This is a genomic window from Streptomyces sp. CA-146814 (genome assembly GCF_050942385.1).
Lineage (GTDB): Bacteria > Actinomycetota > Actinomycetes > Streptomycetales > Streptomycetaceae > Streptomyces.
In genome coordinates this window covers 1284716-1307355 of sequence record NZ_CP192068.1, presented here as the reverse complement: position 1 = coordinate 1307355, position 22640 = coordinate 1284716, and the positions used below count along the sequence as shown (strand labels likewise).

Here is a 22640-nt window from a genome sequence, read left to right as displayed (position 1 = left end):
CACGAACTCACCGCACCCGGCAGGGCTCCACGAACCGCCGGGCCACCCCGGGCGAGGCCGCCCAGTGGGTGTGCAGATAGCTGGCGTGCACGCCCCGCTGGACGTACCCCTCCACCCGCCGCCCCGGCTGGTGCATGCCCCAGGCGGGCACCGGCCCCGCTCCCGGCTCCAGCACCGTCCGGTGGAACTCATGGCCGCGCATCCGGGTCCCGGCCGCCGCCAGCGGGCTGTCCGAGACCGCCACCGCCTGCCGGTACCCGAGCGTGAGCCGCTCCGACATCCGGGCCTCCGCGTCCAGCACCCCGCACATCGGCTTTCCGTCCAGCTCCCGTGCCAGATAGAGCAGCCCCGCACACTCGGCCGCCACCGGAGCACCGCTCAGGGCCAGTTCGGTCACCGCCCGTCGCAGCGGCTCGTTGGCCGACAGCTCGGGGGCGTACATCTCCGGGAACCCGCCGCCGATCACCAGCCCCGCCGTCCCCGCCGGCAGCTTCTCGTCCCGCAGCGGGTCGAAGACCACCACCTCCGCACCGGCCGCCGTCAACAGCTCGGCGTGTTCCGCGTACGCGAAGGTGAACGCCGCCCCGCCGGCGACGGCGACGACGGGCCTGGGGCCCTCCGCAGAGGCGTACGCGGGCTCCCACGGCTCGTCCGCCAGCGCGGGCGCCGTCCGCGCCAGCGCCATCAGCGCGTCCAGGTCACACCCGGCGAGGACCCGCTCACCCATGGCCCGTACGGCATCCACCGCATCGCCCTGCCGCTCGGCCACCGGCACCAGACCCAGGTGGCGCGAGGGCGTCGCGACCTGAGGGGCCCGCCGGATCACGCCGAGCACCGGCAGGCCCGACTCGTCCAACGCGTCCCGCAACAGCGCCTCGTGCCGGTCCGAGGCCACCTTGTTCAGGATCACCCCGCCGATCCGCACCTGAGGGTCCCAGGAGGCGAATCCGTGCACCAGCGCCGCCACCGAACGCGACTGCGAGGACGCGTCGACCACCAGCACCACCGGCGCCTTGAGCAGCTTCGCCACCTGCGCGGTCGACGCCAGCTCACCCTGACCCGAGGCACCGTCGTACAGCCCCATCACGCCCTCGACCACGGCGAGGTCGCACCCCGCCGCCCCGTGTGCGAAGAGCGGAGCGACCAGCTCCGGCCCGCACATGTACGCGTCGAGATTCCGGCCGGGACGGCCCGTCGCCAGCGAGTGGTACCCGGGATCGATGTAGTCCGGCCCCACCTTGTGCGGCGAGACGGCGAGCCCGCGCGCGGTGAAGGCGGCCATCAGGCCGGTGGCGACGGTGGTCTTGCCGCTGTTGGAGGCCGGAGCGGCGATGACCAGACGGGGCGTACTCACCACTCGATGCCCCTCTGGCCCTTCTGCCCCGCGTCCATCGGGTGCTTGACCTTCGACATGTCGGTCACCAGGTCGGCGGCCTCGATGAGCGCGTCCGGCGCGTTGCGGCCGGTGATCACCACATGCTGGGTGCCGGGCCGGTTCCGCATGACCTCGACGACCTCGTCGGTGTCGATCCAGCCCCAGTGCAGCGGATAGGCGAACTCGTCGAGCACATACAGCTTGTACGTCTCCGCCGCGAGGTCGCGCTTGACCTGCTCCCAGCCCTCGCGGGCCTTCTCCTCATTGTCGAGCTGGCCGTCGCGCTGGACCCAGGACCAGCCCTCGCCCATCTTGTGCCAGTCGACCGTGCCGCCCTCGCCGCTCGCGCCGAGCACCTTCAGCGCGTTCTCCTCGCCGACCTTCCACTTCGCCGACTTCACGAACTGGAACACCCCGATCGGCCACCCCTGGTTCCAGGCCCGCAGCGCGAGCCCAAAAGCTGCTGTCGACTTGCCCTTGCCTATGCCCGTGTGGACGAACAGGAGCGGGCGGTTGCGCCGCTGACGGGTGGTGAGCCCGTCGTCCGGCACCGATGTCGGCTGTCCCTGCGGCATTAAGCGGCCCTCCCGGCTGCGGTGACGTCCTTGACGAGCCCGGCGATCGAGTCGGCCCGCAGCTCGTCGAGCGTGACGGCGGTGCCTCCCAGTTCCCGGGCCAGCTCCCCGGCGAGACCGAGGCGTACGTACCCCGACTCGCAGTCCACGACGACCGAGGCCGTCCCCTCCGAGCGGTGCAGCCGTCCGGCCCGTCCCGCGAGCGCCACCGGCTCCGGCCCGCCGGTCGCCCGCCCGTCCGTGACGACGACGAGCAGCGGCCGGCGCGACGGGTCGCGCAGCCGCTCGACGCGCAGCACGTCATGGGCCTTGAGCAGCCCGGCGGCCAGCGGAGTACGGCCCCCGGTCGGCAGCGACTCCAGCCGGGCGGCGGCCGCGTCCACGGAGGAGGTCGGCGGCAGCGCCACCTCGGCCTGCTTGCCCCGGAAGGTGACCAGACCGACCTTGTCCCGCCGCTGGTAGGCGTCGAGCAGCAGCGACAGCACAGCCCCCTTGACCGCGCTCATCCGCTGCCGGGCCGCCATCGACCCGGACGCGTCCACGACGAACAGCACGAGGTTGCCCTCGCGTCCCTCCCGGGTCGCCTGCCGCAGATCGTCCCGCCGCACCACGAGCCCGCGCCCAGAGCGCCCGCGCGCATGCTGGTGCGGTGCGGCGGCCTGGACGGTGGCGGCGAGGTGCAGTTTGGTGAGAGCGCCTTGTGGCCGGACCGATCCTGTGGTCCGACCCTGCGCAGTTCGGGCCCGGGAACGCCGTCCCGCAGCACCTTCACCCAGCCCGGGAACGCTGAGCACCTTCGTACGGAACGGCTCGGCGGCCGCCACCGGCTGCTGCTCGGCTCCGGCGGACCGGCCGGGCGCGTCGGGGGCGGACTCGGGGGCCTGGGACGGCGTGTCGTCGCCCTCCGACCCCTGCGGCGGGGTGCGGTCCCCATCGGCCTGAGGCGGCACACCACCGCCACCCCCACCGTCACCGCCGCCATCAGGACCGGGATCGGGATCGTCGTCGCCGTCGTTGTCCTCCTGCGGGCCTGCCTCGTCCAAGGTCTGATCGAGCTTGTCCTCGTCCAGGCCCGGCGCGTCGAACGGGTTGCGGCGCCGCCGGTGGGGGAGCGCCAGCAGAGCGGCCTGCCGTACGTCGTCGGCGGTGACCTCCTCGCGTCCGGCCCAGGCGGCGAGCGCGGTCGCGGTACGGGCCATCACGATGTCGGCCCGCATCCCGTCGACCTCGAACGCGGCGCAGGTGGCGGCGATCTGCCGCAGCACGCCGTCACCGAGCACGACCCGGGGCAGCAGGGCGCGCGCGGCGGCGATCCGCTCGCGCAGGGCGCTCTCCTCCTCGGCCCAGCGCGCGGCGAACCCCTCGGGATCGTCGTCGTACGCGAGCCGGCGCCGTACGACCTCCACCCGCTCTTCGGTGTCCCGGGAGGCGGCCACCTCCACGGTCAGCCCGAACCGGTCCAGCAACTGCGGCCGCAGCTCGCCCTCTTCCGGGTTCATCGTCCCGACCAGCAGGAACCGTGCCGCATGCCGTACGGAGACGCCTTCGCGCTCCACGTACGAGGCACCCATGGCCGCCGCGTCCAGCAGCAGGTCCACCAGGTGGTCGTGGAGGAGGTTGACCTCGTCGACGTACAGGATCCCGCGATGCGCGTCCGCCAGCAGCCCCGGCTCGAACGCCTTCACGCCCTCGGACAGCGCCCGCTCGATGTCCAGCGCCCCCACGAGCCGGTCCTCGGACGCCCCGACGGGCAACTCCACGGTCCGCGCGGCCCGCGACACACCGGCCGCCTCCGCGTGCGGCCCGTCAGGACACGCCGGATCGGGCGAGACCGGATCACAGGAGAACCGGCACCCGGGGACGACGGAGACCTCCGGCATCAGCGCGGCGAGCGCCCGCACGGCGGTGGACTTGGCGGTCCCCTTTTCACCCCGCACGAGCACACCGCCGACGGCCGGACTGACGGCATTCAGCAACAGCCCGAGCCGCAGATCGTCCTGCCCGACGATCGCGGTGAAGGGATACGGCGTACTCACAAGGCCTCCTCGTTGACATGCTCTTCAGCTTCGACGCGACCGGTCGCTACAAGCCCCTCGCCCTTTGACCCAGCGGACCCGGCGAAATCAAGCCCCTGGCCCTTTGACCCAGCGGACCCGGGATTTTCAAGCCCCTCCGGCGATTGAGGAGCGGGGTCCGGGGCAGCGCCCCGGCTCTCCGACGAACCCGCACCCGTCCCCAACGGCGGCGCCCCCGGCGGCACGAACGGCAACCCCACCGGCGCGCCCCCCTCGATCAACCGCCACAACGCATCCGTATCCGCGTGCTCCTCCACCAGATCCCCCAGCCGATCCAGCTGCTCCTCCCGCAGCTCCCCGAAACAGGTGTCCGGCGCAGGCACGAACCGCCGCCCGGCGGCCCGCGCCACCTCCTCCAGGAACCGCCGCCGGAACCCATCGCTCTCCAGCGACCCGTGCCAGTGCGTCCCCCACACCGCCCCGACCCGGCACCCGTCCAGGAACGGCTCGCCGCCCCGTACGTCGGCCACCCCGTGGTGGATCTCGTACCCCTCCACCGTCTCACCGAGCGCCGAACCCACCGGCCGCGCCAGCGTCTTGGCCCGGTCGAAGCGCACGCGTACGGGAAGGACCCCCAGCCCGTCCACGACCCCTGCCCGCGACTCCACCTCGTCCTCGATCCGCTCACCGAGCACCTGGAACCCACCGCAGATCCCCAGCACCGGCCGGCCCTCGCGCGCCCGCCGCACCAGCGCCTCCGCGAGACCGCGCTCACGCAGCCAGGCCAGCGCCTTCACCGTGCCGCGCGTCCCGGGCACGACGACCAGGTCCGCGTCGGCCAGCTCCTCGGCCCGGTCCACGAACCGCACGACGACGCCCGGTTCGGCGGCCAGCGCGTCCACGTCCGTGAAGTTGGACATCAACGGCACCGCGCAGACCGCGACCCGCAACACGTCCTCCCCGTGCGGCGGCGCCACGACCGACTCCCGCACCGCCCCGCGCAGGGACACCCGCAGGCCGTCCTCCTCGTCGATGCCGAGCCCATGGGCGTACGGCAGCACTCCGTACGTACGGCGCCCGGTCAGCCCGTACAGCATGTCCAGCCCCGGCTCCAGCAGCGAGACGTCACCCCGGAACTTGTTCACCAGGTACCCGGCGACCAGCGCCTGGTCCTCCGCGCTCAGCAGCGCCGTCGTCCCGAAGAACGACGCGAAGACCCCGCCCCGGTCGATGTCCCCGACCACCAGCACCGGGAACCTCGCGGCCCGTGCGATCCCCATGTTCACGATGTCGGTCCGCCGCAGATTGATCTCCGCAGGCGAGCCCGCCCCCTCACAGATCACCGCGTCATAGGTCGACCGCAGCCGCTCCAGACAGTCCGTGACCGTCCCGAGCAGCGCCTCCTGCCGGCCGCCGTGGTACCCCCGGGCGCTCATCTCGCCGACCGGCTTGCCCATCAGGACGACCTGGCTGGAGCGGTCGCTGCCGGGCTTGAGCAGCACCGGGTTCATCAGCGCGGTCGGCTCGACCCGGGCGGCCTGTGCCTGCATGGCCTGCGCGCGTCCGATCTCCGCGCCCTCACGGGTCACAAAGGAGTTGAGGGACATGTTCTGCGCCTTGAACGGCGCGACCTTCACGCCCCGGCGCACCAGCCAGCGGCAGATGCCCGCCGTGACGACGCTCTTGCCCGCGTCCGAGGTCGTCCCCGCGACCAGCAGCCCACCACTCATGCCAGTCCCCGCCCCTGTCCTGCCGACGACCGCCCCGCGACCACACGCCCCACAGCCAACCGGCCCACCACGCACACCCCGAGGGCCAGCACACTCACCCGCCGCGACAGCCGCACCGCGCGTTCGATGTCGGAGCTCCGGACCTCCCGGCCCGACTCCCCGTTCAGCACCGGCCGGTGCTCGACGCGCCCCGCGTACGCCAGCGTCCCGCCGAGCCGTACACCGAGCGCCCCCGCGAACGCGGCCTCCACCGGCCCCGCGTTCGGGCTCGGGTGCCGCCCCGCGTCCGCCTTCCAGGCGCGTACGGCCTCCGCAGGCCGCCCGCCGCCCACCACGGCCAGCGCGGCCGTCAGCCGGGCGCCGGGCCATCCCGCCACGTCGTCCAGGCGGGCCGAGGCCCAGCCGTAACGCCGGTGGCGGGGCGACTTGTGGCCGACCATCGCGTCGAGCGTGTTCACGGCCCGGAAGCCGACGAGCCCCGGCACCCCGCCGATCGCGCCCCACACCAGCGCGCCGACGACGGCGTCCGAGGTGTTCTCCGCGACCGACTCCACGACCGCGCGGGCGATCTGCGGCCCGTCCAGGGCCTGCGGATCGCGCCCGCACAGATGCGGCAGCCGCTCCCGGGCCACCTCCAGGTCACCGGCGGCCAGCGCGCCCCCGATGGCGCGGGCCTCCCGGCCCAGCGACGTACCGCCGACGACCGACCAGGTGGTGGCTGCCGTCAGCGCGACGGCGAGCGCGGGACGGTTCCGTACGGCACGGGCGGCCAGCGCGGCGGCCCCCACGGCGCCTCCGGCGCAGAGCAGGGTGTGCAGCGCGCCCCGGCCCCGGTCGTCCCGCCACAGCAGGGACTCCACCCGCGCGGCCGCCCGGCCGAACCCGGCGACGGGGTGGCCCCGGCGCGGGTCGCCGAGAGCCGCGTCGGCGATCAGCCCGGCGGTGGCGCCGTACGCGAAAACGCGATCGACACGCACGGTTCAGTCTGCCGTGGGCAGAGGCGTTCCGGCACGGAGAGGTACCGCGAGAGGTACCGGAAGAGGTGTCGGAACAGGCACAGGATGCGGCGCACGGCGGCCGGGCATGGCTTATGTCCTCACTCAGGGTCCGCGCCCTGGTTCGACGTGACCGGCGACAAGAGTCTCCTGGCTTCCGGATCCGCACTTCCCCCGGCCTTCCAGCCCTCGGTCAGGAGGGCCGTGACATCCGGTGTGGGGGAGTGCTCCCCGGTGACAGTGGCGGGACCGCGCCGGATTCGCACCGGCTTCCTCTTCTGTCGCCGTAAATGGCTCCGGCAGTCCACCACGCTGCGAGAACGGCCGTCAACTTGCTGTTGACCTGCGAAGGGCCGGTGTGCGCAGACGCACATCGGGCCGGACACACGGTGGTGTGTCCGGCCCGGAGGAACGTGTCGCGGTGCGGTCAGGCGACGATCAGATAGATCCCGTACGCGACCGCCGCCACGCAACCCGCGAAGGCGGCGTACGCGCCGGTGCGCGCCAGTGCGGCCGAACCGCCGGTGGCACCGGTGGCACTGCCGGCCGGGGCCGACAGCTTGGAGAGGGCGACGATGCCCAGGGTGAAGACGCCGACCAGTGCGACGGTGACCACGAGACTGACACCGAAGACGGAGGCGAGTGCTGCCCAGTCGATTTTCATACGGATCTGTCCTTACACCGTGGCCGCGGGGCGGGGCGTGTCGTCGGATGCCGCGGCCGGGGCCGGGATGGTGGTCGAGAGCTCGGAGACCGCACCGGCGGTGGGCGGCGGCGCGACCGCGGCCATGGCGGTGGTGACGACGCCCTGCGGCTCGTCGGCCGTCGTGCCGTCGGTGTCGTTGACGTTGGTGTGGTCGACCGGCTCGCGGCGCGAGGCCAGCCAGATGGCGAAGGAGCCGCCGACCAGGATGACCGCCGTGACGGCGATGCCCCAGGGGCCCTGCTTGGTGAGGAACTCGGCGCCCGCGCCGACCAGGCCCGCGGCCGGGAGCGTGAGGCCCCAGGCGACGAACATCCGGGTGGCGGTGGACCAGCGGACCACGCCGCCCTTGCGGCCGAGACCCGCGCCCATCACGGCACCCGAGCAGGACTGGGTGGTGGAGAGCGAGAAGCCGAGGTGCGAGGAGGCCAGGATGACGGTCGCCGCGCTGGTCTGGGCGGCGAAGCCCTGCGGCGGCTGGAGGTCGGTGAGGCCCTTGCCCATGGTGCGGATGATGCGCCAGCCGCCGAGGTAGGTGCCGAGCGCGATGGCGACACCGGCCGAGACGATGACCCACATGGGCGGGTTGGAGCCCGGGGCCAGGACACCGCTGGTGACCAGCGCCAGCGTGATGATGCCCATCGTCTTCTGCGCGTCGTTGGTGCCGTGGGCGAGCGAGACGAGACCGGCGGAGGCGATCTGCCCGGCCCGGTAGCCCTTGGCGGTCGACTTCTGCTGGTTCGGGTCGGTGACGTTCCGGTTGATCCGGTACGTCAGCCGGGTGGCCAGCATCGCGGCGATACCGGCGACCAGCGGGGCGGCGATCGCGGGGAGCAGCACCTTGGTGACGACGGTGCCGCCGTTGATCGAGGACCAGCCGGCCGACATCACGGCCGCACCGATCAGACCGCCGAACAGGGCGTGGGAGGAGCTGGAGGGAAGCCCCAGCAGCCAGGTGAAGAGATTCCACAGGATGGCGCCGACGAGCGCCGCGAAGATGACCTCTGTTCTGATGCCGTTTTCGTTGACGATCCCGCCGGAGATCGTCTTGGCGACCTCCACCGACAGGAACGCGCCGATCAGGTTGAGAACGGCGGACATGGCCACCGCTGTCTTGGGCTTCATCGCGCCGGTCGAGATGGTGGTCGCCATCGCGTTGGCGGTGTCGTGGAAACCGTTCGTGAAATCGAACACGAGAGCTGTTACGACCACAATCGCAAGCAGCAGCGTGATGTGTTCCATTTACCCAGGCAATCGTTCGACGTCAGTGGCTCGTGGACCGTAGGCAACCTGGGTGAACGGAAGATGAACTGGGCGGGGCGCTGTGGTGACCCGAATCGGAGTGCGGTGGTTCCGTTTGTGTGCGGGAGGGGCTGCGGGACGCCCGTGGGGCACCGGCTGGTCTGCCCTTTACCCCTCGTTGGCGAAGTTTTTGACGGTCACATATGGCCCCGAAAGAGATCCCGGTCACGTGGGGCATCACGTTCCGCTTTCCCACGGTCACCCCTACGCTCGCCGCATGAGCGAGCAGCAGCCGGAATCGGTCCTCCAGGCCTGGCGGGACGTGGTCGCGACCGCCCGCCGCAGCGCCGCCGACGGCCTGGTCGTCGGCACCTCCGGCAATGTGTCGGCCCGCGTCGGAGACCTGGTCCTGGTGACGCCCACCGGAGTCCCGTACGACCGGCTCGGAGCCAAGGACGCGGTCGGCGTCGACCTGGCCGGGCGGCAGGTGCTGGGGGAGCTCAGGCCCACCAGCGAACTCCCGCTCCACCTCGCGGTCTACGCGGAGACCGACGCCGCCGCCGTGGTCCACACCCACGCGGTGCACGCCACCGCCGTCTCCACCCTCGTCACCGAGGTGCCGCTCGTCCACTACGCGGCCGCACTCCTCGGCGGCCCCGTACGCACCGCCCCGTACGCCCGCTACGGCACGCCCGAGCTGGCCGACGCCATGCTCACCGCGCTGCGCGGCCGCACCGGCTGCCTGCTGGCCAACCACGGCACCGTCACCTACGGCTCCACCCTCGACCAGGCCTACGAGCGCACCGCCCAGCTGGAGTGGCTCTGCCGCCTCTGGCTCACCGCGAGCGCGCTGCCCGGCCGCACCCCGTCCCTGCTCAGCGCGGCCCAGCTCGACGAGGTGACCGAGGCGCTCAAGGGATACGGCCAGCCCGGCTGACCTGGAGAGCCGCCGCACCGGACGGCCCCCGCCCACTGGCACCACGGCGGCCGTACCACGACACTGAAGCGGTGCGCCCGGCAACTGCGACGGCAACGGCCGTCACCACGATCCTCGGCGCCGGCGCGGCAGCGGTCGCGGCCGGCCGGTACGCCAGCGACGCCGCCCTCAAGGCGGCGCCCGGACGGCCCCTGCCCGCCGACCGCAGACTCACCGTGCACGCCACGGCGATCGAGCGGATCACGCTGACCCGCTCCCTCACCGCGCTCCGCCCCGGTACGTACGGGATCGAGGGCTCCGGAGTCCACGCCGTGGTCGGGCCCGTCGTGGAAGGGGCCGAGTCCACCGCCGACACCGTCGTCCGCACCCTGGAGCGGATCACCCACGGCCTCCTCGAACCCGGCGACAAGGTCCGCCTCACCCCCGAGCTGTACCGCGGCGACCCGGGCAGCGCGCTCGGCCTGGAGTTCCGGGAGGTCGAGATCCCCGGCGAGCTCGGCGGACTGCCCGCCTGGTGGGTCCCCGGCAAGCGCGACACCTGGATCATCACCGCGCACGGCCTCGGCACCACCCGCGCGCACCCCATGAACCTGATGGGCTTCCTGAGCGACCAGCAGTTCCCCGTGCTGGACCTCGCCTACCGAGGTGACGCCGGAGCCCCGCGCCCCGCCGACGGCCTCGGCCACCTCGGCGCCTCCGAGTGGCGTGACCTGGACGCCGCGATGCGCTTCGCCGTCCGCTACGGCGCCCGGAACGTGATCCTGTACGGCTGGTCCACCGGCGCCTCCATGGCCCTGCACGCCGCCGTGAACTCCCCGCTGCGCGACCGCGTCGGCGGCCTCGTCCTGGACTCCCCGGTCCTGGACTGGCCGACCACGCTGCGCGCCCTCGCCGCCGCCCGGGGCGTTCCCGCCGCCCTGCTGCCGCTGGCCGTCCGCGCAGCCCAGGGCCGGACCGGGATGACCTCGGCCCCGCTCCTGGACGCCTCCCTGGCCGACGCGCTGCCCGCCCCGACGCTGATCGTGCACGGCCCGGACGACACGATCGCGCCGTGGGGCCCGTCGCGGGTGCTCGCGGCCCGCCGCCCGGACCTGGTCAGCCTCCACGCCGTACAGCAGGCTCCGCATGCGTCGATGTGGAACGCGGACCCCGGCCGCTACGAAGAGACCCTCAGGCGTTTCCTCACGCCCCTGATGTGAGGTGATGGGCGCATCGGTCCCTTTGGCCGCCGCACCCCCGGTAACCCCGCGCGTACCGGTGAAACGGCTTCCGTTTGGGCTTTCGGGCCGTCAGAGGCAAGACTGCTCCCGTGACGTCCCGTACCCCGCGCGACTCCAGGCTGCGACTTGTCCGCCCGCGACCCCTTGCCACCGCCCGCAGGGCCGTGTCCACCCGGCGCACCAGGCCGGCCCCCAGGCCCCCCGAGGGCACCCCGCCCCGCACCGAACTGGCCCGCCAGGCCCGGTCGGTCCTCGCCGACGCCGTGCGCATCGCCCACTGGGCCGCCGGCGCCCCCGCCCCCGGCAGCACCGCCCCGCTCGCCACCCAGGCGCTCGAACGGGCCGCGACGGCCCTGGAACTCTCCCCGGCCCAGGTCCGTGCGGGCTGGGACCGGGCCCGGCTGGCCGGCCTCATCGAGCTGCACGGCGACACCGCCCGCCCCGGCTGGCGGCTGCGCGCCTGGGACCGGGACGACTCGGCCGTGCTGCGCGGCTGGGTGGCGCTCTTCGACGCCTGGTCGCTCGTCCACGCCGCGCCCGAGGGCATCGAGACCGGCGCGGTCGCCGAAGCCGTCGAAGCCGTGCCCCAGGTGCTCTCCCTCCTCCAGCTCTCCGCGGGCCCCGTCCCCGTACCCGCCCTCCTGGACCTCCTCGCCCAGCGCATCGCCGAGCTCCAGGAGGAGCGCTGCGAAGTCCCGTACGGCGGTGGCCGTGCGGTCGCCGAGAGCGCTCCCACCGCCGGACGCCCCGCGCCCGCCCGCAGCGCCGGCCTCGACGCCCTCCTGCTCGACTGGGCCCTCGAAGGCCTCGCCGCCGTCGGCGCGCTGACCCTCGGCAACGGCCACGCCACCCTCACCCCGCTCGGCAACTGGGCGGTCTGGGTCAAGCTGGAACAGATCTGCGTGGCCGCCCAGAGCCCGGCCGGGAACATCGAGCAGTCCGCCGCCGACATGCTGCTCGGCTGCGCCCGCCTCACCCCCGGACCGGCCCGCGCCGAATACCGGGCCTGGCTCGCCGCCCGTACGGTCGGCAGCGCCGTCGCCGAACTGCTCGCCGTCGCCCGGGGCGAGGACGCGCTGCTGCGGGGCCTGGCCTTCGAGGCGCTCCGCGTCGTCGGAGCCCCCGCCGAGCCCGAGGTCCGGGCCGTGGTCACCCATCCGTCGCTGCGGCCCTACGCGCTGCTCTGGCTCGCCGAGTACGAAGGGGCCGACCCGGACGACGCGCAGGAGATCCTCAGCCGTGAGGAGGCCACCTGGCTCTGGGTCGACACCGCCGCCGCCGTCGCCGACCACGGCGAGACCGGACTGCTGGTGCGCCACCTCGACTCCGCCGTCCAGGGCACCGTCCCGGCCCTGCTCGACGAGGTCAGAGCCGTCGGCCACCCGCGCACGGTCCAGGTCCTGGTCGCCCTGGCCGCCGCCCACCCGGACCCGGCCCTGGCCAAGGCGGTCCGCCGGGCAGCCTTCCAGGTCCACACCGGCGGAGCCTGAGCGTCCGTACGGCCCCGGGCCCACCGCTCAGCCGGCGGGCCCGGGGCCACCCGCGCACGGTCCACGGCTCAGGCGAAGGTGTCGCACCGCCCCATGTCACCGCTGCGGAACCCGGTCGAGAACCACTGCTGGCGCTGCGCGGACGAGCCGTGCGTCCAGGACTCCGGCGTGACCCGGCCCTGGAACCGCTCCTGGATCCGGTCGTCCCCGACCGCCGCCGCCGCGTCCAGGCCGTCCCGGATGTCCGCCCGGGTCAGCTCCGTGATCAGCGGCCGGCCCGTCGACTCGTCCGGCGTCGTCGTCGCGTGGTGCGCCCAGACCCCGGCGTAGCAGTCGGCCTGCAGCTCCACCTTCACCGCGTTGCTGTCCGCCCCCTGCCGCCCGTCCTGCGACCGGCTCAGCGTGCCCGTCTGGTTCTGCACATGGTGGCCGTACTCGTGCGCGATCACGTACGCCTGCGCGAACGGGCCGCCGCTGGAGCCGAACTTCGTCCGCAGCTCGTCGAAGAAGCCCAGGTCCAGATAGACCTTCCGGTCGCCCGGGCAGTAGAACGGACCCACCGCCGAGGTCGCCGCCCCGCACGCGGTCCCGACCCGCTCGCTGAACAGGACCGTCGGGGCGGCCCCGTAACTCCCGCGCCGCCGCTCGAACTCCTGACGCCAGAAGTCCTGCACGCTGTTGACCACCGCCACCGTCCGGCAGTCGTCCCGGCTGTTGGCGTCCTGGCCCTTCAGGCAGCTCTCCTGCACCTGCGCCGCCGACGACGAGGCCGCCCCCGGCTCCGTATCACCGGACGAGAGGCCCAGCTGGTCCGGGCCGACGCCGAACAGCAGCCCCAGGATCAGCGCGATCACGCCCACGATGCCGCCGCCCACGGTGGCCCGCCCGCCCGGAATCCGGCTGCCGCGCACATCCTGGACCTCGGACGTGTCCAGATCGGCGTCGTCGTCGAACTGCACGGGCGCACCACCCTCGGCTCGGGGCGGGCGACGGGGAGCCGCCCTGCGCCGAGTATCGGACGGTTCGTCCCGGCGGGCACGCGGAAAAGCAGTTGCACACCGCCAGTAGAATGGGGGCCATGGCCATTCTCCTTGCGCATTAGCGGCGTCGAGAGACCTCCGCCCTCGTCCCTCCGCCGTCCAACCTGCCCTGGAGTTTTTCCGTGATCACCGCCTCCGGCATCGAGCTGCGCGCCGGCGCCCGCATCCTCATCGAGTCCGCCTCCTTCCGTATCGCCAAGGGCGACCGCATCGGCCTGGTCGGCCGCAACGGAGCGGGCAAGACCACCCTCACCAAGTGCCTCGCCGGCGAGGGCACCCCCGCCGGCGGCACCATCAGCCGCTCCGGCGAGGTCGGCTACCTCCCGCAGGACCCGCGCACCGGCGACCTCGACATCCTCGCCCGCGACCGCATCCTCTCCGCCCGGGGTCTCGACGAGATCCTGCGCAAGATGCGCGAGAACGAGGAGCGGATGTCGAACGGCAAGGGCGCCACCCGCGAGAAGGCGATGAAGAAGTACGAGCGCCTGGAGACGGAGTTCCTCACCAAGGGTGGGTACGCCGCCGAGGCCGAGGCCGCCACCATCGCCGCCGCGCTCAGCCTGCCCGACCGGGTGCTCGGCCAGCCCCTGCACACGCTCTCCGGCGGTCAGCGCCGCCGCGTCGAGCTGGCCCGGATCCTCTTCTCCGACGCCGACACGCTGCTCCTCGACGAGCCGACCAACCACCTCGACGCGGACTCCATCGTCTGGCTGCGCGACTACCTGAAGAACTACCGCGGCGGCTTCGTCGTCATCTCCCACGACGTCGACCTCGTGGAGACCGTCGTCAACAAGGTCTTCTACCTGGACGCCAACCGCTCCCAGATCGACGTCTACAACATGGGGTGGAAGCTCTACCAGCAGCAGCGCGAGGCCGACGAGAAGCGCCGCAAGCGCGAGCGCCAGAACGCCGAGAAGAAGGCCGCGACCCTCAACGCGCAGGCCGACAAGATGCGCGCGAAGGCCACCAAGACCGTCGCCGCCCAGAACATGGCCAAGCGCGCCGACCGCCTCCTCTCGGGCCTGGAGGCCGTACGGGTCTCCGACAAGGTCGCCAAGCTGCGCTTCCCCGACCCCTCGCCCTGCGGCAAGACCCCGCTGATGGCGGAGGGCCTCTCCAAGTCCTACGGATCGCTGGAGATCTTCACCGACGTCGACCTCGCCATCGACAAGGGCTCCCGCGTCGTCATCCTCGGCCTCAACGGCGCCGGCAAGACGACGCTGCTGCGGCTGCTCGGCGGCGCCGAGAAGCCCGACACCGGCCAGATCATCGAGGGCCACGGCCTCAAGCTCGGCTACTACGCCCAGGAGCACGAGACCCTCGACCCGGAGCGCACGGTCCTGGAGAACATGCGCTCCGCCGCGCCCGACCTCGACCTCGTCGCGGTCCGCAAGACGCTCGGCTCGTTCCTCTTCTCCGGCGACGACGTCGACAAGCCGGCCGGAGTGCTCTCCGGCGGTGAGAAGACCCGGCTCGCGCTCGCGACCCTGGTCGTCTCCTCCGCCAACGTGCTCCTGCTCGACGAGCCGACGAACAACCTCGACCCCGCCAGCCGCGAGGAGATCCTCGGCGCGTTGCGCACGTACAAGGGCGCCGTCGTCCTCGTCACCCACGACGAGGGCGCGGTCGAGGCGCTCCAGCCGGAGCGCATCATCCTGCTCCCGGACGGTGTCGAGGACCTCTGGGGTGCCGACTACCGGGACCTCGTCGCCCTCGCCTGATCCCGCTCGGAGGCAGCTCCGGAGGGGGTGTGGACCCCCTCCGGATAGATCATTCGGCCTACGTGTGATCCACCATCTGCGTGAGGACGTCTCGTACCCCGGTGGTGCGCCCCGCGCTCGCCCGCCGCGTGCCCCTTTCCGGACCCCCGCTCCCCGTACGGCTCTGACCTGCCGGTTCTTTCGCCGGCGGATGCCGCACGTCCCTGTGGCCGCTCGGAATCAGGCATTCCGCATGGATCGGAGCGCCCTGCGGTCCGGAATCCGGTCGCACCGACCTTGCCGAATGGGTGGCCAGGAAGCGCGGGAGGGGTGATCATGAGAGTCCAGAGCGCACTTCCCATAGAGGAGGCACGGGTGGCCGAGACTCTGAAGAAGGGCAGCCGGGTGACCGGCGCCGCGCGTGACAAGCTCGCGGCAGACCTGAAGAAGAAGTACGACTCCGGTGCGAGCATCAGGGCGCTGGCCGAGGAAACCGGCCGCTCCTACGGGTTCGTCCACCGGATGCTCAGTGAGTCCGGAGTGACGCTGCGAGGACGCGGCGGAGCCACACGAGGCAAGAAGGCCGCTTCGGCCTGAGTGGACCGGAGGCGTGCGGGCTCATCGGAATTCGGGGTGGCCACCCGGCTGACCGTGAGGTCGTCCGGGTGGTTACTGTTCAGTCACTTAGTTACTGAGTGCTGACTGCACCCGATCCGGAGGCGCCTCATGACCTCGCTCGACCCTGTGCTCGACAAGGACGGCGTACGGCTCACCGTCGAAGACGCGGTCGCCACGGTGACGCTCACCAACCCGGCCAAGCGCAACGCCCAGTCTCCCGCTCTGTGGCGGGCGTTGACCGAGGCCGGACGGGTGCTGCCCGGCGATGTCCGCGTCGTGGTGCTCCGCGGCGAGGGCAAGTCCTTCTCCGCGGGCCTCGACCGGCAGGCCTTCACGCCGGAAGGGTTCGACGGCGAGCCGTCCTTCCTCGACTTGGCGCGCGGTCCGGAGGCCGAGCTCGACGCGACCATCGCCGAGTACCAGGAGGCGTTCATCTGGTGGCGCCGCAACGACCTCGTGTCGATCGCGACCGTCCAGGGCCACGCCATCGGCGCCGGCTTCCAGCTCGCCCTCGCCTGCGATCTGCGGATCGTCGCCGAGGACGTGCAGTTCGCCATGCGCGAGACCAGCCTCGGCCTCGTCCCCGACCTCACGGGCACCCACCCCCTGGTCAACCTCGTGGGGTACGCCCGCGCGCTGGAGATCTGCGCCACCGGCCGGTTCGTCCACGCCGAGGAGGCCGAGCGCACCGGCCTCGCCAACCTCGTGGTCCCCGCCGACCAGCTGGACGCGGCCGCCCGCGACCTGGCCGCCGCGCTGATCTCCGCCCCGCGCGACGCCGTCGTGGAGACCAAGGCCCTGCTGTCCGGCGCCCTTTCGCGTGACTACGAGGCGCAGCGCACCGCCGAGCGCGCCGCTCAGGGCCGCAGGCTGCGCGACCTGGCGGGCATCACCGACTAGCGGGTCCCGCCGGGGCTCGCGCGTCACCAATGTCCCGGGAGGCCGACCTAGCGGGCCCCGCCGGGCTCGCGGGCCCCGGCACGCGCGTCACCAACGACCCGGGAAGCACCCCTAGCGGGTCCCGCCGGGTTCGCGGACCCCGGGCACGTGCGTCACCAACGACCCGGGAAGCACCCCTAGCGGGTCCCGCCGACCGTCTCCACCACGTCGGTGACCAGCACCGACACCGGCAGCCCGGTCCCCGTGGCCGCCGACACCGCCGTGCGCACCGACCGGGCCACATCGAGGGCCCGGCGGTCCACGGCCGTCGCCACCTCGACGCGGATGTGGTCCTCGGCGGTGTGTACGGGGCTGCCGAGGACCCGGGTCAGCGAGACGACACCGGGGACCGCCGCGGCGGCCTCTCCCGCAGGTCCGTCGGCCTTCCCCACCGGGGCCGGGGCGGGCGCGGGCGGGTCCGTCACCTGATCGGGCGCAGCGTCGTCGAACAATGCAGTCACCCGCAGGTCCACCTCCACGATGTCCAGGCCGAGCCGGGCGGCGGCCGCCGTGACGAGCGCCGCGCGCAGGGCGGCCGCCGCGTCGGGCAGCGGGCGGTCGCCTGCCGCCCGGAACTCCGCCTCGATCCGCAGCGGCCCCGGCGGCAGCCCACTCGGCGGCGCCGGAGGCACCGCCACCACCGCGGCCGGCCCCCCCGTCCGCGCCGGACCTCCCGCCCCCACCGGACCGCCCGCCTCCGCCCGCGTGTCCGCGTCGAGCGCCGCCCGGGCCGGCCCGATCCTCAGCGTCCCCAGCACCGCGCCCTCCACAGCCGCTCCGCGCAGCACCGAGGCCGCCGCCGTCTCCGCGATCCAGGTGCCGTCCACGGCACCACCCAGGGGGAGCAGTCTGCCGAGGCCCAGCCGTTGCCGTACCGCAGCCGTCCATCCGTCGGCCCTCTGCGGGCCCCGCTCCGTCGTCATCGCCCCAGCCTGCCGTATCCACGGCGCGGGACCGGGCAAGCGCACTTAACGTGGGCAAGGAAGTCCCCACCCCGCCCCGAAGGGAAGAGCGGCGATGACTGAGACCCCCCAGCGCAACAGCCCCGACAGCGGTTCGGGCAAATCCCCTCTGAGCAAGCGCGGCGGAGGCGATCCCGGCACCCGCGGCCGCACCACCATCGCCGACGGCGTCGTCGAGAAGATCGCCGGAATGGCCGCACGCGATGTGGTCGGCGTCCACGCGATGGGCAGCGGCCTGTCCCGGACCTTCGGCGCGGTCCGCGACCGCGTCCCCGGCGGCGGCAAGTCCGTCACCCGAGGGGTGAAGGCCGAGGTCGGCGAGTCCCAGGCCGCCCTCGACCTGGAGATCGTCGTCGACTACGGCGTCGCCATCTCCGACGTGGCCCGCGATGTGCGCCAGAACGTCGTCGCCGCGGTCGAGCGCATGACCGGGCTCGAAGTCGTCGAGGTCAACATCGCGGTCAGCGACGTCAAGCTGCCGGACGAGGACGACGACGAGGACGACGGCGATCAGAGCCGCGTCCAGTAGGTTCCGGGTTCCCCGCCGAAGGACGGTTCCCGCCGCAAGGCAGGTGTCGCCGAAAGACATGGACGCCGCAAGGCAGTTGAGGAGAGACGATGAGCATGGCTGTGGCCGGTCTGCTGGCCGGCATGGCGCTCGGGTTCGCCGGTTATTTCGGCGGCTTCGGAGCCTTCGTACTGGTGGCCGCGCTGGGTGCGGTCGGCTTCATCGCCGGCCGCTTCCTGGACGGTGACCTGGAGCCCGGCGACTTCTTCCGGAGTCGCGAGCGCGGCGACCGGCGACGGTGACGGCGGTGACCGGGCGGGTCGCCGCCGCCGACCGGGGCGAGACCCGGATCGCCGACCGGGTCGTCGCCAAGATCGCCGCCCAGGCGGCGAAGGAAGCCGTCGACGATCCGCCCGAGAACGGTGCCTCCCCGCGCGCCACGGTCACCGTGCACCGCGACGCCGCCCGCGTCCGGATCAGCCTGGAGCTCGGCTACCCCGGTGACATCGGCCGCCAGTGCGGTGCCGTACGGAGCAGGGTCGCCCAGCGGGTCAAGGCGCTGGCGGGCATGGAGGTGCCCGAGGTGGCCGTCCAGGTCGAACGGCTGCACCCGGCCACGAGCGGAGCACAGGGGAGGATCCGATGACCGAACCCGGCGACCACGGCGACCCCGCCGGCTCCACCCGGCGCATGCCCACGGTGGACCGGGACGAGCCCGGCACGCCCGCCGCCCACGACCGGGTCCCCACGCTGGAGCAGGGCGGCGGCCGGGCGGGCCGCTTCTGGTCCGCGCGCCGGATCCCGGCCGCGCTGCTGGCCCTGGTGCTCCTGGGCGCGGCCGCGCTGCTGCTCTACGACATCGCCGCCGTACGCGCCGGGCACCCGGCCATGCAGTGGCGCCGCTCCCTGGCCGACGGCCTCGCGGAGCGGCAGCTCGACGATGTCGCGGTGCTCGTCGGGGCCGGGGTCGCGGCGGCCGTCGGCCTCTGGCTGCTCCTGCTCGCCCTCACCCCCGGGCTGCGCGACCTGCTGCCGATGCGCCGCGACCGCGCCTCCGTACGCGCCGGACTCGACCGCACCGCCGCCGCGCTGGTCCTGCGGGACCGGGCCGTGGAGGTGTCCGGCGTGCAGTCCGTACGGGTCCGGATGGGGCGGCGCAAGGCCAAGGTGCGGGCCCTCTCGCACTTCCGGGAACTCGACGACGTACGCGACGACCTGAACACCGCGCTGGCCAAGGCCGTCGGGGAGCTGGGCCTGGCGAAGGAGCCGGGTCTCTCCGTCCAGGTGCACCGGCCGGCGAAGAAGGGATGAGCGGTATGCGCTCCACCGTCAACCGGGTCCTGCTGGCCCTTGCCGGGCTCGTGCTGATCGTCGTCGGCGGAGCGGTGCTCGCCGTCGGCCTCGGCGCCTCCCTGCCCACCTGGTGGCCCTGGGACGGCAAGAACGACGTGCTGCTCAGCGCCGCCGACCGGGGCCGCTGGCGCGACGAGGGCTGGTGGTGGCCGACCGTGATCGCGATCCTCGCCGTGCTGGTCGTCCTCGCCCTGTGGTGGCTCCTCGCCCAGCTCCGGCGCGGCCGGCTCGCCGACGTCCTGGTCGACAGCGGCGACGGCGAGGGCGCGCAGGTGCGGGGCAAGGCGCTGGAGGGCGTGCTCGCCGAGGAGGCGGGCCAGGTGGCCGGCGTGGCCCGCGCCCAGGCGGCCCTGACCGGCCGACGGACCGCGCCGCGCGCCCGGATCCGGCTGCTGATGGAGCCGGACGCCGCGCCCGGGGAGGCGCTGAACGCGGTGGCCGACGGAGCGCTGGCGCACGCCCGCGAGTCGGCGGGACTGGACGAGCTCCCGGCCGAGGTACGGCTGCGGGCCGTCAAGCACCGCGCGGAACGGGTGTCCTGACGGCCCGTGGACGTACGGGACGGAGCGGAACGCGCGTTGTCCCTTCGGCCCGTGGACGTACACGGGCCGAAGGGCGGCGGTTCAGAGTTGCCCGTGGGCGTACCGGGCGGACGCCGGCGGCTCAGAACCCGCGCCGCGACCCGCCGTCGACCGGCACCATGATCCCGGTCAGATACGAGGCGGCGGGGGAGAGCAGGAAGGCCGCCGTCTTCCCGAACTCCTCCGGCGTCCCGTAACGGCGCAGCGGGATGCGCGCCTCATTGGCCGTACGGGCCGCCTCGGCGTCACCCGAGAGGGCGTCCAGTTCGCGGACCCGGTCGGTGTCGATCCGGGCGGGCAGCACGCCGACGACCCGGATGCCGCGCGGCCCCAGCTCGTCGGCGAGCGACTTGGCGAAACCGGCGAGACCGGGGCGCAGCCCGTTGGAGATGGTGAGTCCGCCGATCGGCTCGTGCACCGAACCGGAGAGCACGAACCCGATGACACCGCCCTCGCCCAGCGCGGCGGCGGTCGTCCGGGCCAGCCGGACCGCACCGAGGAACACCGTCTCGAACGCCGTCTGCCACTGGTCGTCGGTGTTGTCGGCGGCGGAGCCGGGCGCGGGCCCGCCGACGCTGATCAGCACGCCGTCGAGCCGCCCGAACCGCTCCCGGGCCGTGTCCACCAGCCGCTGCGCGGCGCTCGGGTCGGCGTTGTCGGCGGCGAGCCCCACGGCGTCCGGCCCCAGCTCGGCGGCGGCCTCCTCGGCGCCCTTCGCGTCCCGGCCGGTGATGATCACCTTCGCGCCGTCGGCGGCCAGGGCCCGCGCCGTGGCGTTGCCGAGGCCCCGGGTCGCGCCGGTGACGATGTACACGCGGTCCTTCAGTCCAAGATCCATGGCCCTATCCTGCCGGGTCCACCCCGGCGAGGTCGACCGCGGAGTTGACCAGTCCGATATGGCTGAACGCCTGTGGGAAGTTGCCCAGCTGCCGCCCGGCCGCGACGTCGTACTCCTCGGCCAGCAGTCCCATGTCGCTGCGCAGCTCCAGCAGATGCTCGAACAGCTCCCGCGCCTCGTCCGGCCTGCCGATCCGCTGCAACGCGTCCACCAGCCAGAACGAGCAGGCCAGGAACGCCCCCTCGTCGCCGGGCAGCCCGTCGACGGAGGCGCCCTCGGTGCTGTAGCGGCGGACCAGCCCGTCGCTGCCCAGCTCGGCGCGGACCGCGTCGACCGTGCCGATGACCCGCGGGTCGTCCGGCGGCAGGAACCCGGTCCGCACGATGAGCAGCGTCGCGGCGTCCAGCTCCTCGGACCCGTAGGACTGGGTGAAGGTGTTCCGGACGGGGTCGTACCCCTTCTCGCAGACCTCGGCGTGGACGGCGTCCCGCATCGCCCGCCAGCGGTCCGCGTCGCCGGGCAGCTCCGGGTTCTCCTCCAGCGAGCACACCGCCCGGTCGGCGGCGACCCAGGCCATCACCTTGGAGTGCACGAAGTGGCGCCGCGCACCCCGGATCTCCCACAGTCCCTCGTCCGGCTCCCGCCACGACGACTCCAGGAAGCCGAGCAGGCTGAGCTGGAGGTTCCAGGCGTGCGGCTTGTCGTCCAACCCGGCGACCTTGGCGAGCCGGAGCGCGTCGATGACCTCGCCGTACACATCCAGCTGACGCTGGCGGACGGCCGCGTTGCCGATGCGTACCGGGCGGGAGTTCTCGTACCCGCCGAGCCAGGGCAGCTCCATCTCGGGCAGCCGGCGCTCGCCCGCGAGCCCGTACATGATCTGGAGGTCCGCCGGGTCCCCGGCGACGGCCCGCAGCAGCCAGTCGCGCCAGGCCGCCGCCTCCTCCAGATAGCCGGCCGAGACCATGGCGCCGAGGGTGAGCGTGGCGTCCCGCAGCCAGCAGAAGCGGTAGTCCCAGTTCCGTACGCCGCCGATCTCCTCCGGCAACGAGGTGGTCGGGGCCGCGACGATGCCGCCGGTCGGGGCGTACGTCAGCGCCTTGAGCGTGATCAGCGAACGCAGCACGGCCTCGCGGTACGGCCCTTCGTACGTACACCGCTCCGTCCACTTCGCCCAGTCGTGCAGCGTGTGTTTCAACGCCTTGTGCGGGTCGATCAGCTTCGGCCGCTGCGAGTGCGACGGGTGCCAGGTGAGGACGAACGCCACGCTCTCGCCCTCGGTGACGGTGAACGAGGAGCAGGTGCTGAACTGCTGGCCCCACGTCTTGACCGGCGGTTCGCTGCGCAGCCAGACGGAGTCGGGACCGGCGACCGCGACCCGGTGGCCGTGCGACCGGCGCACCCACGGCACCACGGATCCGAAGTCGAACCGCAGCCGCAGCACGGAGCTCATGTCGACGGTCCCGCTGACGCCCTCGACGATCCGCATCACATCGGGCGACCTGTCGCGCTGCGGCATGAAGTCGATGACCTTGACCGTGCCGGTCCGGGTCTCCCAGTACGTCTCCAGGACCAGCGAATCACCCGCATAGCCGCGCCGGGTACAGGTGTCCGATGGGTCCGTGCCCGCAGGCGCGATGCGCCAGTGGCCGTTCTCCTCCTCACCGAGCAGGGCGGCGAAGCAAGCGCCGGAGTCGAAGCGCGGCAGGCAGAGCCAGTCGATCGAACCGTTCCTGCCGACGAGCGCGGCGGTCTGGAGATCGCCGATCAGAGCGTAGTCCTCGATGCGTGGGGTCACGCTCTGGCGTGTTCCCGAACC

22 protein-coding genes and 1 riboswitch are annotated in these 22640 nt (G+C 73.2%); of the genes, 11 read left to right on the top strand and 11 right to left on the bottom strand.

Features of this window, described 5'->3' with window-relative positions; all coding sequences use genetic code 11:
* Positions 1-7: 7 nt before the first annotated feature.
* The 7 genes from ACQP09_RS05785 to ACQP09_RS05755 form a co-directional block, all read right to left on the bottom strand.
* On the bottom strand, positions 8-1357 hold the full coding sequence (locus ACQP09_RS05785) for a cobyrinate a,c-diamide synthase (RefSeq protein WP_433396476.1): 1350 nt from the start codon (positions 1355-1357) through the stop codon (positions 8-10).
* The gene (gene cobO / locus ACQP09_RS05780; protein WP_026237554.1) at positions 1351-1950 is read right to left on the bottom strand and encodes a cob(I)yrinic acid a,c-diamide adenosyltransferase; all 600 of its coding nucleotides are present in this window, start codon (positions 1948-1950) and stop codon (positions 1351-1353) included. Before cobO ends, ACQP09_RS05785 begins: the two co-directional genes overlap by 7 nt.
* A complete protein-coding gene (locus tag ACQP09_RS05775) occupies positions 1950-3986 on the bottom strand; it encodes a putative cobaltochelatase (RefSeq protein WP_433396474.1) in 2037 nt (678 codons plus the stop codon). The genes cobO and ACQP09_RS05775 overlap by 1 nt, the downstream gene beginning before the upstream one ends.
* A complete protein-coding gene (locus ACQP09_RS05770; RefSeq protein ID WP_433396472.1) occupies positions 3983-5695 on the bottom strand; it encodes a cobyric acid synthase in 1713 nt (570 codons plus the stop codon). The genes ACQP09_RS05775 and ACQP09_RS05770 overlap by 4 nt, the downstream gene beginning before the upstream one ends.
* On the bottom strand, positions 5692-6672 hold the full coding sequence (locus tag ACQP09_RS05765) for a cobalamin biosynthesis protein (protein WP_433396471.1): 981 nt from the start codon (positions 6670-6672) through the stop codon (positions 5692-5694). Before ACQP09_RS05765 ends, ACQP09_RS05770 begins: the two co-directional genes overlap by 4 nt.
* Positions 6673-6816: 144 nt before the next feature.
* Positions 6817-6998, bottom strand: a riboswitch (cobalamin riboswitch).
* Positions 6999-7117: 119 nt separating this feature from the next.
* Positions 7118-7354, bottom strand: a complete 237-nt coding sequence (locus ACQP09_RS05760) for a hypothetical protein (protein WP_432151730.1) — start codon at positions 7352-7354, stop codon at positions 7118-7120.
* A gap of 12 nt (positions 7355-7366) precedes the next feature.
* The gene (locus tag ACQP09_RS05755; protein ID WP_433396469.1) at positions 7367-8635 is read right to left on the bottom strand and encodes an anion permease; all 1269 of its coding nucleotides are present in this window, start codon (positions 8633-8635) and stop codon (positions 7367-7369) included.
* A gap of 277 nt (positions 8636-8912) precedes the next feature.
* On the opposite strand from ACQP09_RS05755, the gene ACQP09_RS05750 reads away from it, so the two are divergent.
* The 3 genes from ACQP09_RS05750 to ACQP09_RS05740 all read left to right on the top strand — a co-directional run bounded on the left by ACQP09_RS05750 (position 8913) and on the right by ACQP09_RS05740 (position 12282).
* Complete coding sequence (locus ACQP09_RS05750) at positions 8913-9572, top strand: class II aldolase/adducin family protein (protein WP_433396467.1); 660 nt, start codon at positions 8913-8915, stop codon at positions 9570-9572.
* Between the two features lie 71 nt (positions 9573-9643).
* Positions 9644-10771, top strand: coding sequence for an alpha/beta hydrolase (locus ACQP09_RS05745; RefSeq protein ID WP_433396465.1), 1128 nt, complete (start codon positions 9644-9646; stop codon positions 10769-10771).
* A gap of 185 nt (positions 10772-10956) precedes the next feature.
* Positions 10957-12282 carry a hypothetical protein gene (locus tag ACQP09_RS05740; RefSeq protein WP_433406502.1) on the top strand — a complete coding sequence of 442 codons (1326 nt, stop codon included), beginning with the start codon at positions 10957-10959 and terminating at the stop codon, positions 12280-12282.
* Between the two features lie 68 nt (positions 12283-12350).
* On the opposite strand, the gene ypfJ is transcribed toward ACQP09_RS05740, so the two are convergent.
* The gene (gene ypfJ, locus ACQP09_RS05735; RefSeq protein WP_030568156.1) at positions 12351-13241 is read right to left on the bottom strand and encodes a KPN_02809 family neutral zinc metallopeptidase; all 891 of its coding nucleotides are present in this window, start codon (positions 13239-13241) and stop codon (positions 12351-12353) included.
* A 203-nt stretch (positions 13242-13444) separates the two neighbouring features.
* Between ypfJ and ACQP09_RS05730 the strand changes: the two genes are divergently transcribed.
* From ACQP09_RS05730 to ACQP09_RS05720, 3 genes are all read left to right on the top strand, one after another.
* On the top strand, positions 13445-15043 hold the full coding sequence (locus ACQP09_RS05730; protein WP_404069840.1) for an ABC-F family ATP-binding cassette domain-containing protein: 1599 nt from the start codon (positions 13445-13447) through the stop codon (positions 15041-15043).
* A 354-nt stretch (positions 15044-15397) separates the two neighbouring features.
* Complete coding sequence (locus ACQP09_RS05725; RefSeq protein ID WP_006123601.1) at positions 15398-15619, top strand: helix-turn-helix domain-containing protein; 222 nt, start codon at positions 15398-15400, stop codon at positions 15617-15619.
* A 129-nt stretch (positions 15620-15748) separates the two neighbouring features.
* Positions 15749-16540 (top strand): enoyl-CoA hydratase/isomerase family protein, encoded by a 792-nt coding sequence (locus ACQP09_RS05720; RefSeq protein ID WP_433396461.1) that lies wholly within the window; start codon positions 15749-15751, stop codon positions 16538-16540.
* A gap of 176 nt (positions 16541-16716) precedes the next feature.
* Here the strand turns inward: ACQP09_RS05720 and ACQP09_RS05715 are convergent, their stop codons facing one another.
* The gene (locus tag ACQP09_RS05715; RefSeq protein ID WP_433396459.1) at positions 16717-17502 is read right to left on the bottom strand and encodes a hypothetical protein; all 786 of its coding nucleotides are present in this window, start codon (positions 17500-17502) and stop codon (positions 16717-16719) included.
* A 94-nt stretch (positions 17503-17596) separates the two neighbouring features.
* Here ACQP09_RS05715 and ACQP09_RS05710 point away from each other — a divergent pair, with 94 nt between their 5' ends.
* The 5 genes from ACQP09_RS05710 to amaP all read left to right on the top strand — a co-directional run bounded on the left by ACQP09_RS05710 (position 17597) and on the right by amaP (position 19944).
* Positions 17597-18070 (top strand): Asp23/Gls24 family envelope stress response protein, encoded by a 474-nt coding sequence (locus ACQP09_RS05710; protein ID WP_432151737.1) that lies wholly within the window; start codon positions 17597-17599, stop codon positions 18068-18070.
* A gap of 89 nt (positions 18071-18159) precedes the next feature.
* The gene (locus ACQP09_RS05705) at positions 18160-18351 is read left to right on the top strand and encodes a hypothetical protein (RefSeq protein WP_012381448.1); all 192 of its coding nucleotides are present in this window, start codon (positions 18160-18162) and stop codon (positions 18349-18351) included.
* Positions 18348-18695, top strand: coding sequence for a hypothetical protein (locus ACQP09_RS05700; protein WP_404069832.1), 348 nt, complete (start codon positions 18348-18350; stop codon positions 18693-18695). Before ACQP09_RS05705 ends, ACQP09_RS05700 begins: the two co-directional genes overlap by 4 nt.
* The gene (locus ACQP09_RS05695; RefSeq protein ID WP_433396458.1) at positions 18692-19360 is read left to right on the top strand and encodes a DUF6286 domain-containing protein; all 669 of its coding nucleotides are present in this window, start codon (positions 18692-18694) and stop codon (positions 19358-19360) included. Before ACQP09_RS05700 ends, ACQP09_RS05695 begins: the two co-directional genes overlap by 4 nt.
* Positions 19357-19944: an alkaline shock response membrane anchor protein AmaP gene (gene amaP / locus ACQP09_RS05690; RefSeq protein ID WP_433396456.1), complete on the top strand. Its 588-nt coding sequence runs from the start codon at positions 19357-19359 to the stop codon at positions 19942-19944. Before ACQP09_RS05695 ends, amaP begins: the two co-directional genes overlap by 4 nt.
* Positions 19945-20065: 121 nt before the next feature.
* On the opposite strand, the gene ACQP09_RS05685 is transcribed toward amaP, so the two are convergent.
* Both ACQP09_RS05685 and ACQP09_RS05680 read right to left on the bottom strand, forming a co-directional pair.
* Entirely contained in the window at positions 20066-20821 is a 756-nt protein-coding gene (locus ACQP09_RS05685; RefSeq protein ID WP_326706512.1) for an SDR family oxidoreductase, read from the bottom strand.
* 4 nt (positions 20822-20825) lie between these two features.
* Positions 20826-22619: a glycoside hydrolase family 15 protein gene (locus ACQP09_RS05680; protein ID WP_433396454.1), complete on the bottom strand. Its 1794-nt coding sequence runs from the start codon at positions 22617-22619 to the stop codon at positions 20826-20828.
* Positions 22620-22640: the final 21 nt, after the last annotated feature.